Below are 13,959 nucleotides of genomic sequence, written 5' to 3'. Positions count from 1 at the left end.
GAGGAGGAGATCAGAGAATTTGATGTTTCCTATGCCAATGGATTTGATATTACATCAAAAGGTTTGGCTACTTTCTAAAATTGGCTATCTAAGATCGATTGACGATCGCGCCAAAGTCTGCTAGGACTCGCGCGTGATTCCGCAACAATCCTAATAAATTCAACCGATTTCGTTTGATTTCGGGGTCAGAATCCATCACCAAAACGCTTTCTGGCCCGTCGAAAAAGTTGCTGACAGTCGGAGCAATTTGAGTTAAACTATCTACTAATAGCTGATAATTCCGAGTTTGCTTGGATAGTTTGGTTTGTGGTACTAATTGGACTACTGCGTCGTAAAAAGCTTGTTCGGAAGATTTTTGAAATAATTCTGGTTTCACCGCTGTTTTTGGTTCCAATTGGATTTTATCCAACTCTCCTTGAGCCGCCAAACGAGTTGAACGATTCACTGTTTCGTAGATTTTATCCAATGTATTGTCATTGCGGATTTGTTGCAAGAAAAGCGATCTTTCTAAAGTGTCCAATAAATCTCGCAATGCTCGTTCGGTATATTCGGGGTCGTTTTCTCCCAAAACAGCATTCACCAAATCGTAATCTACATTCTTTTCTTCTTCCAGCAAAGTCCTAATTCTTTGCAGGAAAAACTCTGATAATTGTGACAGTAATTCCGGGTTTGTTTGTGGGCGAATATCTGTAAATTCTGCTACTACTTGCGCGAGTAATTTGTGTAAATTTACTGGCAACTGAGCAGTCCAAATAATGTTGATAATGGCGTTGGCGGCGCGTCGTAAGGCAAAGGGATCGGAGGAACCTGTGGGCAACATTCCTAAGCCGAAGATGCTGACTAATGTATCTAGTTTGTCGGAGATTCCGACTATTTGACCTGTGAGAGTTTGGGGCAAATTGTCGCCTGCACCTTTGGGCAAATAATGTTCAAAAATCGCTGTGGCTACTGCTTCTGATTCGCCGCTGGCTAGGGCGTATTTCTGCCCCATGATTCCTTGCATTTCGGGCAGTTCGTAAACCATTTGGGTTACTAGGTCGGCTTTGCAAAGTAAGGCTGCTCTGGCGACATCGGCTTGCTCTGTCTCTGGGAGTTGCAGTTGGTTGACCAGGAGACTGGCTATTTTGCACAGGCGATCGACCTTTGCACGTACAGTCCCTAAATCTTCCTGGAAAGTCACTGTTTCTAACTTGGGTAAATATTCTTCTAAAGGTTTTGCCAAGTCTGCTTTGTAGAAAAATTGACCGTCTGCTAATCTGGCGCGCACTACTCGCTCGTTGCCGGCGGCAATGATGGCTGATTTGGCTGGATCGCCGTTGGAAATTGTAATAAAGTAGGGCAGAAGTTCTGGGTATTGAGGATTTTTGAGAATCGGAAAATACCGTTGGTTGGTGACAATAATTGTGGTGATTACTTCGGGTGGCAATATCAAAAATTCGTCGTCAAATTTGCCGACTACGGCGTTTGGCCATTCTACTAAGTCGGTTACTTCTTCTAGTAAATCATCGCTGATGTCTGCGTAACCGCCTTGTTTTGTGGCGGCGGCTTCTACTTGGGCTTGAATTTGATTTTTGCGCTGTTGGCGATCGACTTCAACGTAAGCTGCGCGCAGACACTCGACATAATCCTCTGCTTGGGGAATGGAAACCCCCCCCGTCCCCCCCTTAGTAAGGGGGGGTGTAGGAATCATCGATGTCTCCCCCTGAGTCAGGGTGGCTGTAGGAATCGATGTCTCCCCCTGAGCAAGGGTGGCTGTAGGAGTCGATGTCTCTCCCTTAGCAAGGGGGGGTGTAGGAGTCGATGTCTCTCCCTGAGTCAGGGCGGGTGTAGGGGGGGTGTACAAAACTCGGTGTCCTTGGGAAATTCGATCGCTCTTGACTGTATCCGAACCACTGACTAATGTAATTGGCAGTACATTATCATCAAGTAGCGCTACTAGCGATCGAATCGGGCGCGGAAACTTTAAATCTCCGTCGGCCCACCGCATGAATCTTTTGCCTTCCAATTTGTTAATCCACACCGGCACAAGTTCAGCTAAAATATCCGCTGTCCTCCGCCCCGGAATTTTTTTTAGTACAAATACAAAATCGCCCTTATCTGTGGGGCGAACTTCCAAAGCCTCTATTTCCACACCCTGCTTTTTGGCAAAACCTTCGGCTGCTTTCGTCGGTTTCCCATCTTTAAAAGCGGAACTAGCGGGGGGGCCTTTTATCTCTTCTTCTCTGTCTAATTGTTGAAGTGGCAGTCCTGTTACGAGAACGGCTAAACGTCTTGGAGTAGCGTATACATTAATTGAGTCGTTTGTCAAGAATTGTTCGGCAAGAGTTGCAGGTATCAATCGCTGCCATTGTTGGGTACTATCGCAGACGAAGGAGGCGGGTAATTCTTCTGTACCGAGTTCTAATAAAAATGCAGCCATATCGCACCGTAATGGAATTTAGTTTAAGGTAATTTATCGGATCGCGCGTGGGCGTTGCCCTCCTACACGATCGTATATCTTCAAAAGACTCAAAAATTCAGCATACCACGTAAAATCGGGGAGAAAGATCATATCTCAGCAGCACATGACTTTGGCCGAAAAACTAGCACAAGATTGGAAGTCTCGACTGGAAAAAGATTGCCAGGACGAAAATTTGAGCACTCGCCAGAGTGTGGTTCGCTGGCTGTTGGGACACCAGCCAGATAGATTTGATACACTCCATCCTACTCAATTGGCGATCGCCACTGGGGCGATCGACTTTTTGTATCGAATTTTGATTTCTCGGTATCTGGGATTGCCACCAGAACAAGCTTACCGCAACTTGATTGGGCGACTGGGCGGTTTGGTGGTGTTGCGACAAAAAATCCAAGCGTGGGTGTCTTTGAGTCGCGACAGACAGCGGAGTGTGGTGGATGTGCTGCAAGAAGTGATTCAGGAAATGCTCAATTCCGATCGATATCTTCAGCAGCAAATCGCCTGGATTGCTGAATGTACCTCAGACAGACGCTTGCGAAATTCTTTGCTGCTAGCAACTGTAGAAGAATATTGTTTGCGCCCGATCCGCAACCAGCCCCTGCTGGTGTATCGTTTTGTCAACTACCTGCGGCGTTCCCAGCGGGGCGGCTTAACCCAAGTCCCAGCAGGAGACTGGGTGCGGCTGGTGTCGGAACAGGTACTACCGGATGATACAGATGAACCTGTCAGCCTACTAGACGAACAGGCGATGTCTGACTATGTTGAAACTCAAGCTTGGGAGGAACGGCAAGCTCAGCGCCAGATTGTCCAAGCAGAGTTTGAGGCTTATTTGGCCGCCCAAGTCGATCCGCTGGCCTCTCAGTGGCTGCGGCTGTACCTGCAAGGGCGTTCTCAGGAAGCCATCGCCGAAGCTTTGAATGTTCCGATTAAGCAAATTTATCGGTTGCGAGAAAAAGTTAGCTACCACGCGATTCGGGTGTTCGCAGTCAAACAATCCCCCCAATTAGTCGCTAGTTGGCTGGAAACTTCTCTGCAAGAACACAGTTTGGGTTTGACTCCTACTCAGTGGGAGCACTATTGGCAAAACCTGACTCCCGCTCAACGGCACTTGATAGAATCGCTCAAAGCAGGTAAAAGTGTAGAGACGATCGCCTCTGAACTGAAATTGAAAACCAATCAGGTTATTGGCGAGTGGACTAAACTCTATTTAGCAGCTCAATCTCTTCGCAACGATCGCTCCTGAATCTGTTGCAGACCATTGCTAATAGTTAATTAGTTGTAACATTTTGCTTCTATGCTCGATACAAATCAGTTCCCGATCCGGTTTATTTTGTGTCAATTGCTAAATTGAAAGTGACGCGATCGCGATCGGCGGCCTTAATTGTCCGCAATTAACTGCGACTACTGCTTGGTAGGATAAGATACTAACAGCACGATCGACTTCTCAGGATTTTCTACCTAATCCTAAATTAACTATTACACTCACGTATCTAGCAAGCAACGCCTCCGCGCGATGCTGCCAAATGTGGGCCCTGACAAATAATGATTTGAAGTCAATTGAAGCGGTTGTCTATAAATTATCAGTTGTGGTGCATATTTAAAACTTGTGAATTAGTCGCAAAACTCTCTTAAGATGGGAGGATCGATCCCAGGGGCGACTTGGACTCACGATTTTTATTCAAAAGAACATTCAGGCTTCAGACTTATGCCCTGTCAGGGAAGTTACAGCGTTTAATTTGATGGATGAGGTTGGTGTGTCGCAAAAAGCGCGATCGCGCTTGTCCCCGACTATTACTTATTGACTAATGGTATACACATCTCCAACAAACTCAACGACGGTCATCAACACCGATCGAATATTTCCATTAATCGATACGGTTGTCCCCTTTGAAGCCTGTCTTTACTATCAAGTTTTGCCTCTATCTCTAGAAGGTAATATATTAAAACTGGGCGTAGTCGATCTACAAGATGACTCGGCTTTAGACTATGTACAGCGAATTTTAGCTTACATGAATTGCTCTGTTACCACGGAGCAACTTTCATCAGAAACTCAGCACTCAATGCTCTCAGCGTACTTATTGCACGCTAACCAACCAAGAGAAACAGTGCCCACAGCCACCATAGCAACTTCTATCCAGACGAATCCCACTCTGGAGAACAAGACAACGTTAAATTCCCCCCCAAAAGTAGAAACAGTGCTGTCAGGGCCAGAACCCGAACCTACTACCAGGTTGGGCTTAAAACCTGCGCCAAAAGTAATTAAACCAGCTTCTTCTGAGGTTTCCTACCCAGAAATTCGGTTGCCAGTTTTGGAGATAGAACCCTTGCACTTGTCAAGTCCCATGGAACATTTGGCAAAATTACCCGCGCGACAATTGCTGCATGAATTGCTGGGCAAAATATTACTAGAAGGTATCGGCCGCCTGTTTTTTGAGCGACAGCCGTTGCAAGGCCGGATTCTGTGGAGTCAAGACGGCATTTTGAAATCAATGCTTGAAGATATCAATCCCCTATTGTTTCAAGAAGTCATCGACGAGTTGAAGCGGATGACAGATATGCCTGTGAGTAGGGTAGAACACATAGAACAGGTGGAAGTTGAGCGAATTTATCAAGAAACTCATTTGTTATTGCGCTTGCGGGTGATGCCTGCCAACGGCGGCGAAGAAGCCACGCTGCAAGTGTTGCGGGGGGCTGCTTTGAGGTTTTATGAGCAGCAACAGTTGTCTAATTTGAGTCGGGATGCACTAAAATTAGCTCAGGAATTGCAGCGAAAAGTAAATCAAATTCGCGATCGCACTCGACTTGCTCCCTTGCCCTTAGATGGTTTACCGGCCTTGGAAAAAGTAATTAGAAATGTTGACCATCAAATAGAAGCTTTGATGCACCAAAACCATGTTGAATAGTAATATATAGCCTTTCTAAATAATATGAGGTACTTTTAACTGGTTCCGAGGAAGAGCCTGGAAACCGATGTCACTCTTGCTCTGCCTCGCCCCAAGCTACCACAAAAATAGGAGGCAGAGTAAGAGCCTATAGGTTTCTAGGAAGAGCCTGGGAACTCGTACACCAGTACATCATCCGTGCTCAAAAACATCTTTGTATTGCAATAAATCCAAACTTACAAAAACTGGCAAACACTGAAAACATTGCTGTGCAACTTCCCAACGTTCCTCTCGCTGCAACATCGCCGTTAACTTCTGTTTAGCACTCAACAAATAGAGGACATCGTTCCCCGCATATCGCAGTTGTTCCTCGGAAAGATTGTCAAAATTTCCCCAATCGGAACTTTGAGAAGTTTTATTTAGTTCTACCTTTTCCAGTTCAAGAATTAATTCTTTCAGTCCGTGTCTGTTGGTATAAGTTCTCGCAAGTTTACTAGCTATTTTAGTGCAGAAAACCGGGGCAATGTCAATCCCTAAATTGTAACGCATTGTTGCCATATCGAAGCGGGCAAAGTGAAATACTTTTTCAATATTCTCAGCTTCCATTAATTTCTTTAAATTCGGCGCTTCTTTTTGGCCTTTAGCAATTTTGATCGCGACAACTTTACCTTCTGGGTTGCACAACTGCACCAAACACAGCCGATCGCGCCAGGGCATCAAACCCATTGTTTCGGTATCAACAGCGATCGCCCCTGCGGTCAAATAGTAAGATAAGAGAGAATCGGGAAGATCGCGATCGCACACTTGAAAATTAGGAAATTCCATTATTTAAGAATTGGGAATGGGGAATTGGGAATTGGGAATTGGGAATTGGGAATTGGGAATTGGGCATTTATTATTTGTTATTTGCTGTTCTGCTACCAATAACTCATAACTAATGACTCATGACTAATGACTAATGACTTTAAATTAACGACTACGGACAAAAAGCTGAGTAAAATAATACTCCCCTTTCGCATTTTTCGCAATCCCAATCCCAGTCAAATTAAACTGACCCTCCATATTCTTACGGTGGCCATCACTCTTAATCCAACCATCAACAGCATTACGTACCGGGTCGCTGAAGCCCATATTGTAAGCCACATTTTCAGCTACACTTTGATAGGGAATCGAGATCGCCTTAGCCCGCCCCTCAAACCCGTCGTGGCTAAACTTAACCTTCCCACTTGCCATATTTTCGCTATGAATCCTAGCTTGCTTAGTAATTCGCGGATCGATACTAAGTGGCGGCAACTTCTTAGAAGCTCGATATTGATTAACTTGTTGGTTTACCGCTGTTTCTAAATCAGTAATTGAGCTAGAAGCAAGATTAGTATTCTTCATGGGATTTTGTGGCTGCGATTCTGTAGGAATAACTTGGGAACAATTAGGCAGGATTGCTAGCAATCCCAGGGACATCAAAACTAAAGATTTGTACATGACATAAACCGAGAGAGCAAGTTAATTGTTATACCATTTTTCTTTCATATGTGCTATGGATGAAGTCTTAGCCCCCCCTTAATAAGGGGGGGTTGGGGGGGTAATATCTAGCGCTACTTTATGAAATTGGTATTACTAATTCCTACAGAGCGATCGCCCAAAATTCCGTTAAACTAGATATTCAGAACCTTCGCCACAGTCTGCACATCCTTATCACCACGTCCAGAACAGTTAAGCACAATCCGCGGACTGCCGGTTAACTGCGGACAAAGAGTCTCCAAATAGGCGATCGCATGAGCAGTTTCCAAAGCCGGAATAATCCCCTCCAACTGCGACAACCGTTGAAAAGCATCCAAAGCTTGTGCATCAGTAACACTGTAATATTCAGCCCTACCAACATCCTTCAAATAACTATGTTCCGGTCCCACACCAGGATAATCCAAACCTGCACTAATCGAATGAGGCTCAATCACTTGGCCCTCATTATCCTGCAACAAATAACTCATCGCCCCGTGCAGAACACCCACAGTTCCCTTAGTCAAAGTAGCCGCGTGTTTATCAGTTTCCACACCTTCTCCGGCTGCTTCAACACCAATTAACCGCACAGTTTCTTCCCCAACAAACTCATGGAAAAGACCCATAGCATTGGAACCGCCGCCCACACAAGCTAATAAGATATCCGGCAAACCACCCCACTTTTCTAGACACTGAGCACGGGTTTCTTGACCGATAATCGCATGGAAATCGCGCACCATCATCGGGTAAGGATGGGGCCCCGCTACCGAACCTAGAATATAATGAGTTGTTTCGACATTTGTTACCCAATCGCGAATCGCTTCAGAAGTAGCATCTTTGAGAGTTCCCGTACCCGCAGAAACACCCCGAACTTCCGCACCCATCAAGCGCATTCTAAACACATTTAAAGCCTGTCTTTCCATGTCGTGAACGCCCATGTAGACAACGCATTCTATCCCGAAGCGAGCGCAAACAGTGGCAGTAGCAACACCATGTTGACCGGCTCCAGTTTCGGCAATCACGCGCTTTTTGCCCATGCGTTTTGCGAGCAATGCTTGAGCCAAAGCATTGTTAATTTTGTGAGCACCAGTGTGGTTTAAATCTTCGCGTTTGAGGTAAATTTGCGGGCCAGTGCCGTCTGGTTTAGCGTAGTGTTCGGTGAGGCGTTCCGCGAAATACAATGGACTGGGGCGGCCTACATAATCCTTGAGTAATTGTTGGAGTTGCTGTTGAAATTCCGGCTCGCTGCGGTATTTATGAAAAGCCGCTTCGAGCTCGAATAAAGCCGGCATCAAGGTTTCGGGGACGTATTTGCCGCCGAATTTGCCAAATCTACCGAGGGAGTCGGGGCGTTGGGCGGTGGTGGTTTCGGTGGTGAGACGCAGGGGTGTGACTGTCACGGACTTTGTGGGGATAATGGGACAGATTTTATTATATCGAGTCGATGGGGCGGGGCGGTGGGCGATCGGGTAATTTTGCGAGGGGGTAGGCAAATCGCTGTGATGTCGATTCGGTCGTTGACCCCCTCGATATATTACTGGGCAAGGGTTTGAGCGATTTTTTTCGGGGAATTTGCGCTGTTTGTCAAGACAATTTTCGACCCCCTCGCAAATGGCCTCTGGACACATTGCGCTGTATGCGGTGTATAATGAAGCTCTCCCCACTCGCTGGGGAAACTAATTGAATGGAAACGCGACGTTCTGGAAGTTGATACCTTCCATCAGTGTCAGGTCCCCACTCGCTGGGGAAACTAATTGAATGGAAACTTTCATATCCTCGGGGTGGAAGATATACCCTAATCTGTCCCCACTCGCTGGGGAAACTAATTGAATGGAAACTTAACAATTATAAATTCTGTTTTTGCTAATCCAACGCAATTTTGTCCTTGGGCGGGGGCGGGTTTATTATATTTTTGGTTTCCGACGTAGACTATTTGTAAAACCCGCCCCTACGATGACCTGTAGGGGCGGGTTTTACGAATAATATTTAATACCAACAAACAATCTAGATAAACCCGCCCCCACCCAGCCGATAGTCTAGATTAACCTCATGTGCGATCTATAAAAAAGCTACAATCAGCTATAAATTAGCTGTTTCCCGCGATAACTTTGATTCCTCAATCATCGTTGATTCCGACTCAACGCCCAACTCACTATCTTCCACAGTAATTCCTAATTTAAAACCCAACGCTTCCAGCAACTCTACAAAACAATAAATTTCCGAACCATAACTTGCTGTCAGCATCTTATCAAGCCTTTCATGATACTGCTTAGCCGCATCCGAAAGAGCATTCATTCTGATTCGAGCCTCAATTACCTTTCTAATTGCATTTCTGAGTAATTCAGGTTCAGCATCTTTCTCTTCCAAGATAGCCTCAAGATACCCAGCAGATTCTTCCGGCTCTTTCAGAGATTCAATGAGGTACTCGCGGTAGCTATCACTCCTAGGCATTTTCACATTGTTCATAATCTTTCCAGTATTCTATAGCTTGTTGAATGTTTTGTGCTTGGGTGCTTTTATCCCCAGCTATGAGGATTACCACAATTGTCAAACCAACTTGTCCGAAGTAGACGCGGTAGCCGGGGCCATAATTAATTCTGAGTTCAAAAACTCCTTCTCCCACCGACTTAAAATCTCCGAGATTACCTTGCTCAACTCGGTCAAGCCTAGACTTGATTCTAAATCTAACATTGCGATCGCGCAGGGAATCAAGCCACTCAGTAAATGGCGCTCTACCCTCTGCTGTAGTGTAACGTCGAATTTCCCTGGGTTGTACTTCCATAATTTTACCACAGTCGATCGCCAATTTCTATAATACGGCGATTAGCAGTACATTCAGCAGGCAATTCACCATCTTCCACAGTAATTCCTAATTTAAACCCCAAGGCTTCAAGCAACTCTACAAAACAATAAATTTCCGAACCAGAACTTGCTGTCAGCATCTTATCAAGCCTTTCATGATACTGCTTAGCCGCATCCGAAAGAGCATTCATCCTGATTCGAGCCTCAATTACCTTTCTAATTGCATTTCTGAGCAATTCAGGTTCAGCATCTTTCTCTTCCAAGATAGCCCCGATAAAAGCACCAGCGTGTTCCGCATCTTTGAGTGATTCAATGAGGGACTCATAGTAGCTATCGCTGGTAGGCATTGTCATTTGTTTCATAGTCAGTCGAATACTCCTTCGCTTTTATAATGTCTTGTTCTTGGGTACTTTTATCCCCACCACAGAGCAGAAGCACTATTGTCGATCCTACTTGTCTAAAATAGATCCGGTAGCCAGGGCCATAGTTAATCCTGAGTTCATAGACACTATCTCCGACTGACTTATAATCCCCGAAATTACCCAGAGCAACTCGCTCAAGCCTTGCATCAATCTTAACTTGGGCCTTACCATCTCGTAGAGCATAGTACCACTCTAAGAAAGGAATCCTGCCATCGGGTCGGATATAACGTCGAATTTCCCTGGGTTCTACTTCCATAATTTTACCACAGTCGATCGGCAATTTATATCATAGGGCGATTAGCAGTACATTCAGCAGGCAACTAACTATCGTAGTCAGAACACGATATAATTCAATTGAAACCGGGAAATGTGCGCCCTTAATCCCACCAAAAAATCAATTGCTGTAGGGGCGGGTTTTACCAATAATATTTAATACCAGCCAACAATCTACATAAACCCGCCCCCCCACAGAAAATCTCCAAACACCAAACTACTATGAGTACATCAAAACCCAAAAACTCCAATCCAAACAACCAATCAGGAAAACGAATTGTTTACTCCGAATTTGGCAACATAGACAACTCCGCAGCCCTCCAACGAGGCATACAAGAAATCGCCCCAAATCAACAAAACCTCAAAATCGAAGCATCCCGAAAAGGACGCGGTGGCAAAACAGTCACAGTCATCAGCGGCTTTCAGGAAAAACCCGAAGCCTTAGCCACGTTAGCCAAACAATTAAAAGCTCAATGCGGCACAGGTGGCACTGTCAAAGATAACGAAATCGAAATTCAAGGCGAACACAAGCAAAAACTCCTAGAAATTATCACAAAACTAGGCTATAAAGCTAAAATTAGTGGAGGGTAAATTAGTAGGGGCGGGGCGGGTTTATGAGATACTTAGTTGTCAACATAGATAGTTGGTAAAACCAGCCCCTACATCCCGCAAATTATACAAGAAACAATCCACCGGAAACGATCTTACAAATTACCGCCGATTTTAATGTACACTAGACCTTTAGCCCGCTTGATCGAACAATTGCAGCGCTTGCCAGGAATTGGTCCCAAAAGTGCCCAACGACTAGCTTTACATATTTTAAAACGACCCCACGAAGAAGTGGAAACCCTGGCTCAATCCTTAATTGATGCCAAACAGCAAGTAGGCTTTTGTCAAGTGTGCTTTCACCTCTCTGCTGAACCTGTTTGCGAAATTTGTCACAATCCCAACCGTGACAATTCTACCATTTGCGTAGTCTCCGAATCCCGCGATGTCATTGCGTTGGAAAAAACACGGGAATACGGAGGTAAATATCATGTTATCGGCGGTGTCATCTCGCCCATGGATGGAATTGGCCCGGAACAATTGAACATTCAACCCTTAGTCAGACGTGTTAGTCAGCAAAAAATTGAAGAGGTAATTATTGCGATTAGTCCCAGTGTGGAAGGTGAGACGACTACGCTTTATATTGGCCGTTTATTGAAACCTTTTACACGGGTGACTCGCATTGCTTTTGGTTTGCCGATGGGGGGAGATTTGGAGTATGCTGATGAGGTGACTTTGGCCCGCGCTTTGGAGGGAAGGAGGGAGTTTGATTAGTTGAATAGGGGTAAGGGAAACGAACCGCGAAGACGCGAAGCTCACGAAGGCAGAAAGAGAAGAGTTTATAATTTGGTCAAATTCAAAGTTAAACTAAGCAAAGTTACCGAGAGTGAAAAATCATGGCTACATTCGATCGCCCTTTAAGTTACCCCACAACGCGCAAAATCGACCAAACCGACGATTACCACGGTGTCCCAGTATCGGACCCCTACAGATGGCTGGAAAATCCCGACTCTGAGGAAACCCAGGCTTGGGTGGAAGCCCAAAACGCAGTCACCTTTGGCTATCTCCAGGAAATTCCGGCTAGGGAAAAAATTAAGCAGCGACTGACTCAGCTTTGGAATTACGAAAGATATGGCATACCTTTTAAACAGGGCGATCGCTATTTTTATTACAAGAATGATGGTCTACAAAATCAATCTATTCTCTATACTTTAACATCCCTTGATGGTGAACCGCAAGTATTACTTGACCCGAATACTTTGTCGGAAGATGGGACTGTTGCTTTGGGTGGGATGGCTATTAGTGAAGATGGCAAACTTATGGCCTATGGTTTGTCTACATCCGGTTCCGATTGGCAAGAGTGGAAAGTCCGCGATGTGGAAACTGGCGCAGATTTATCAGACCATTTAAAGTGGCTTAAATTCTCCGGCGCATCTTGGACTCACGACGGTAAAGGCTTTTTTTACAGTCGCTACGATGAACCTAATGAAAAAAGCAAACATGAAGATGTTAATTATTACCAAAAATTGTTTTACCACAGGCTAGGTACTCCCCAATCGGAAGATGTCTTAATTTACGATCGCCCTGACCAAAAAGAATGGGGTTTTAGTGCTGGCGTTACTGAAGATGGCAAATATTTAATTATATCAGTTTGGCGCGGTACTGACCCCCAAAACCTGATTTTTTACAAAGATTTAACCGCCCCAGAATCCGCTGTCATAGAACTGATTAACGAATTTGAGGCGGAGTACAATTTTATCGATAATGATGGCTCTGTTTTCTGGTTTAAAACCGATTTGAATGCACCGCTCGGCCGCGTAATTGCGATCGACATCAACAACCCCCCAGCGCCATCCCTCGCTGGTGATGAAACCCCCCCGTCGCCCCCCCTTGGTGAGGGGGGGATTGATTTGTCGCCCCCCCTTGGTAAGGGGGGGATTCAGGGGGGGTTCACAGAAATTATTCCCGAAGCAGCCGAAACTCTTGGAGGAATTGGCATCCTCAACAATCAATTTGTCACTTCCTACCTCAAAGATGCCTACACCCAAATTAAAATATTCAATTTAGATGGCTCCTTTGTGCGACAAATTGCCTTACCTGGAATTGGTTCGGCGGGAGGATTTGGCGGTAAGCGGCACGACACCGAAACTTTTTATGCCTACACCAGTTTTACCACGCCTAATACCATTTACAGCTACAATATGCTGACAGATGAAAGCAAAATTTACCGCCAGCCCCAGGTAGATTTCAACCCGGATGATTACGAGACAAAGCAAGTATTTTATCCCAGCAAAGATGGTACCCAAGTACCGATGTTTATCACTCACAAAAAAGGTTTGCAGTTAGATGGTAATAACCCCACCTATCTTTATGGCTACGGTGGTTTTAGCATATCCCTAACTCCCAGTTTTTCTGTTAGCAGAGTTGTGTGGTTGGAGATGGGTGGGGTTTATGTGACAGCTTGTTTGCGGGGTGGTGGTGAATACGGCGAAGCATGGCACCAAGCAGGGACGAAGTTGAACAAACAAAATGTGTTTGATGATTTTATCAGCGCGGCCGAATGGTTGATCGCAAACAAATACACTCAGCCAGCAAAATTGGCGATCGCAGGTGGTAGTAATGGTGGTTTATTGGTGGGAGCCTGCATGACTCAGCGGCCTGAGTTGTTCGGTGCAGCATTGCCCGCTGTGGGTGTGATGGATATGTTGCGCTTTCACAAGTTTACCATTGGTTGGGCTTGGACTTCCGAATATGGTTCGCCGGAAAATGCAGTAGAATTTCCCGCAATTTATGGCTATTCTCCCTTGCACAATCTCAAATCGGGCACGGCTTATCCGGCGACGATGATTACCACAGCAGATCATGACGATCGCGTGGTGCCAGCTCACAGTTTCAAGTTTGCTTCGGCTTTGCAAGAAATGCACGGGGGAGAAAAACCGGTGTTGATTCGCATTGAAACTAAGGCTGGACACGGTGCTGGTAAACCAACGGCGAAAGTGATTGAAGAATTGGCTGATGAATGGGCTTTTTTGGTGCGGGAACTGAGTATTAACGCTTAGAAAGCCAGCGCTGGAGGGTGCGATCG

At 45.4% G+C, this 13,959-nt stretch carries 13 protein-coding genes; 5 read left to right on the top strand and 8 right to left on the bottom strand.

Annotated features, from left to right (window positions below; translation table 11 throughout):
* Window positions 1-88: 88 nt before the first annotated feature.
* Window positions 89-2,419: a glycine--tRNA ligase subunit beta gene (gene glyS / locus AAFP14_RS17785; RefSeq protein WP_341733565.1), complete on the bottom strand. Its 2,331-nt coding sequence runs from the start codon at window positions 2,417-2,419 to the stop codon at window positions 89-91.
* Between the two features lie 145 nt (window positions 2,420-2,564).
* Between glyS and AAFP14_RS17780 the strand changes: the two genes are divergently transcribed.
* Together AAFP14_RS17780 and AAFP14_RS17775 are read left to right on the top strand one after the other, a co-directional pair.
* The gene (locus AAFP14_RS17780; protein WP_341733564.1) at window positions 2,565-3,698 is read left to right on the top strand and encodes a HetZ-related protein 2; all 1,134 of its coding nucleotides are present in this window, start codon (window positions 2,565-2,567) and stop codon (window positions 3,696-3,698) included.
* A 562-nt stretch (window positions 3,699-4,260) separates the two neighbouring features.
* Entirely contained in the window at window positions 4,261-5,358 is a 1,098-nt protein-coding gene (locus AAFP14_RS17775; RefSeq protein ID WP_341733563.1) for an ATPase, T2SS/T4P/T4SS family, read from the top strand.
* Window positions 5,359-5,529: 171 nt separating this feature from the next.
* Here AAFP14_RS17775 and AAFP14_RS17770 read toward each other — a convergent pair whose 3' ends face one another.
* From AAFP14_RS17770 to AAFP14_RS17740, 7 genes are all read right to left on the bottom strand, one after another.
* Window positions 5,530-6,162, bottom strand: coding sequence for a ribonuclease D (locus AAFP14_RS17770; protein ID WP_341733562.1), 633 nt, complete (start codon window positions 6,160-6,162; stop codon window positions 5,530-5,532).
* A 144-nt stretch (window positions 6,163-6,306) separates the two neighbouring features.
* Window positions 6,307-6,816, bottom strand: a complete 510-nt coding sequence (locus AAFP14_RS17765) for a CAP domain-containing protein (protein ID WP_341733561.1) — start codon at window positions 6,814-6,816, stop codon at window positions 6,307-6,309.
* 173 nt (window positions 6,817-6,989) lie between these two features.
* Complete coding sequence (trpB, locus tag AAFP14_RS17760) at window positions 6,990-8,231, bottom strand: tryptophan synthase subunit beta (protein WP_341733560.1); 1,242 nt, start codon at window positions 8,229-8,231, stop codon at window positions 6,990-6,992.
* Between the two features lie 679 nt (window positions 8,232-8,910).
* Window positions 8,911-9,297, bottom strand: a complete 387-nt coding sequence (locus AAFP14_RS17755) for a helix-turn-helix domain-containing transcriptional regulator (protein ID WP_341733559.1) — start codon at window positions 9,295-9,297, stop codon at window positions 8,911-8,913.
* Window positions 9,275-9,613 (bottom strand): type II toxin-antitoxin system RelE/ParE family toxin, encoded by a 339-nt coding sequence (locus AAFP14_RS17750; protein WP_340517719.1) that lies wholly within the window; start codon window positions 9,611-9,613, stop codon window positions 9,275-9,277. Before AAFP14_RS17750 ends, AAFP14_RS17755 begins: the two co-directional genes overlap by 23 nt.
* A 4-nt stretch (window positions 9,614-9,617) precedes the next feature.
* Window positions 9,618-9,995, bottom strand: a complete 378-nt coding sequence (locus AAFP14_RS17745; RefSeq protein ID WP_341733558.1) for a helix-turn-helix domain-containing transcriptional regulator — start codon at window positions 9,993-9,995, stop codon at window positions 9,618-9,620.
* Complete coding sequence (locus AAFP14_RS17740) at window positions 9,964-10,311, bottom strand: type II toxin-antitoxin system RelE/ParE family toxin (protein ID WP_341733557.1); 348 nt, start codon at window positions 10,309-10,311, stop codon at window positions 9,964-9,966. The genes AAFP14_RS17745 and AAFP14_RS17740 overlap by 32 nt, the downstream gene beginning before the upstream one ends.
* Window positions 10,312-10,550: 239 nt before the next feature.
* Between AAFP14_RS17740 and AAFP14_RS17735 the strand changes: the two genes are divergently transcribed.
* The 3 genes from AAFP14_RS17735 (at window position 10,551) to AAFP14_RS17725 (ending at window position 13,933) form a co-directional block, all read left to right on the top strand.
* Window positions 10,551-10,919, top strand: a complete 369-nt coding sequence (locus AAFP14_RS17735) for a translation initiation factor (RefSeq protein WP_341733556.1) — start codon at window positions 10,551-10,553, stop codon at window positions 10,917-10,919.
* 135 nt (window positions 10,920-11,054) lie between these two features.
* Entirely contained in the window at window positions 11,055-11,648 is a 594-nt protein-coding gene (gene recR / locus AAFP14_RS17730; RefSeq protein ID WP_341733555.1) for a recombination mediator RecR, read from the top strand.
* A 122-nt stretch (window positions 11,649-11,770) separates the two neighbouring features.
* The gene (locus AAFP14_RS17725; protein WP_341733554.1) at window positions 11,771-13,933 is read left to right on the top strand and encodes a prolyl oligopeptidase family serine peptidase; all 2,163 of its coding nucleotides are present in this window, start codon (window positions 11,771-11,773) and stop codon (window positions 13,931-13,933) included.
* Window positions 13,934-13,959 lie beyond the last annotated feature (26 nt).

This window comes from Microcoleus sp. EPA2, from assembly GCA_020882975.1.
Lineage (GTDB): Bacteria > Cyanobacteriota > Cyanobacteriia > Cyanobacteriales > Microcoleaceae > Microcoleus.
The sequence above is the reverse complement of the archived record's forward strand: the minus strand, read 5'-3'. Positions and strand labels throughout refer to the sequence as shown.

Bases quoted from the DNA above. Each gene is read 5' to 3' on its own strand.
- glyS (WP_341733565.1), bottom strand. From the start codon at position 2,419: ATGGCTGCATTTTTATTAGAACTCGGTACAGAAGAATTACCCGCCTCC.
- AAFP14_RS17780 (WP_341733564.1), top strand. From the start codon at position 2,565: ATGACTTTGGCCGAAAAACTAGCACAAGATTGGAAGTCTCGACTGGAA.
- AAFP14_RS17775 (WP_341733563.1), top strand. From the start codon at position 4,261: ATGGTATACACATCTCCAACAAACTCAACGACGGTCATCAACACCGAT.
- AAFP14_RS17770 (WP_341733562.1), bottom strand. From the start codon at position 6,162: ATGGAATTTCCTAATTTTCAAGTGTGCGATCGCGATCTTCCCGATTCT.
- AAFP14_RS17765 (WP_341733561.1), bottom strand. From the start codon at position 6,816: ATGTACAAATCTTTAGTTTTGATGTCCCTGGGATTGCTAGCAATCCTG.
- AAFP14_RS17755 (WP_341733559.1), bottom strand. From the start codon at position 9,297: ATGAACAATGTGAAAATGCCTAGGAGTGATAGCTACCGCGAGTACCTC.
- AAFP14_RS17750 (WP_340517719.1), bottom strand. From the start codon at position 9,613: ATGGAAGTACAACCCAGGGAAATTCGACGTTACACTACAGCAGAGGGT.
- AAFP14_RS17745 (WP_341733558.1), bottom strand. From the start codon at position 9,995: ATGAAACAAATGACAATGCCTACCAGCGATAGCTACTATGAGTCCCTC.
- AAFP14_RS17740 (WP_341733557.1), bottom strand. From the start codon at position 10,311: ATGGAAGTAGAACCCAGGGAAATTCGACGTTATATCCGACCCGATGGC.
- AAFP14_RS17735 (WP_341733556.1), top strand. From the start codon at position 10,551: ATGAGTACATCAAAACCCAAAAACTCCAATCCAAACAACCAATCAGGA.
- recR (WP_341733555.1), top strand. From the start codon at position 11,055: ATGTACACTAGACCTTTAGCCCGCTTGATCGAACAATTGCAGCGCTTG.
- AAFP14_RS17725 (WP_341733554.1), top strand. From the start codon at position 11,771: ATGGCTACATTCGATCGCCCTTTAAGTTACCCCACAACGCGCAAAATC.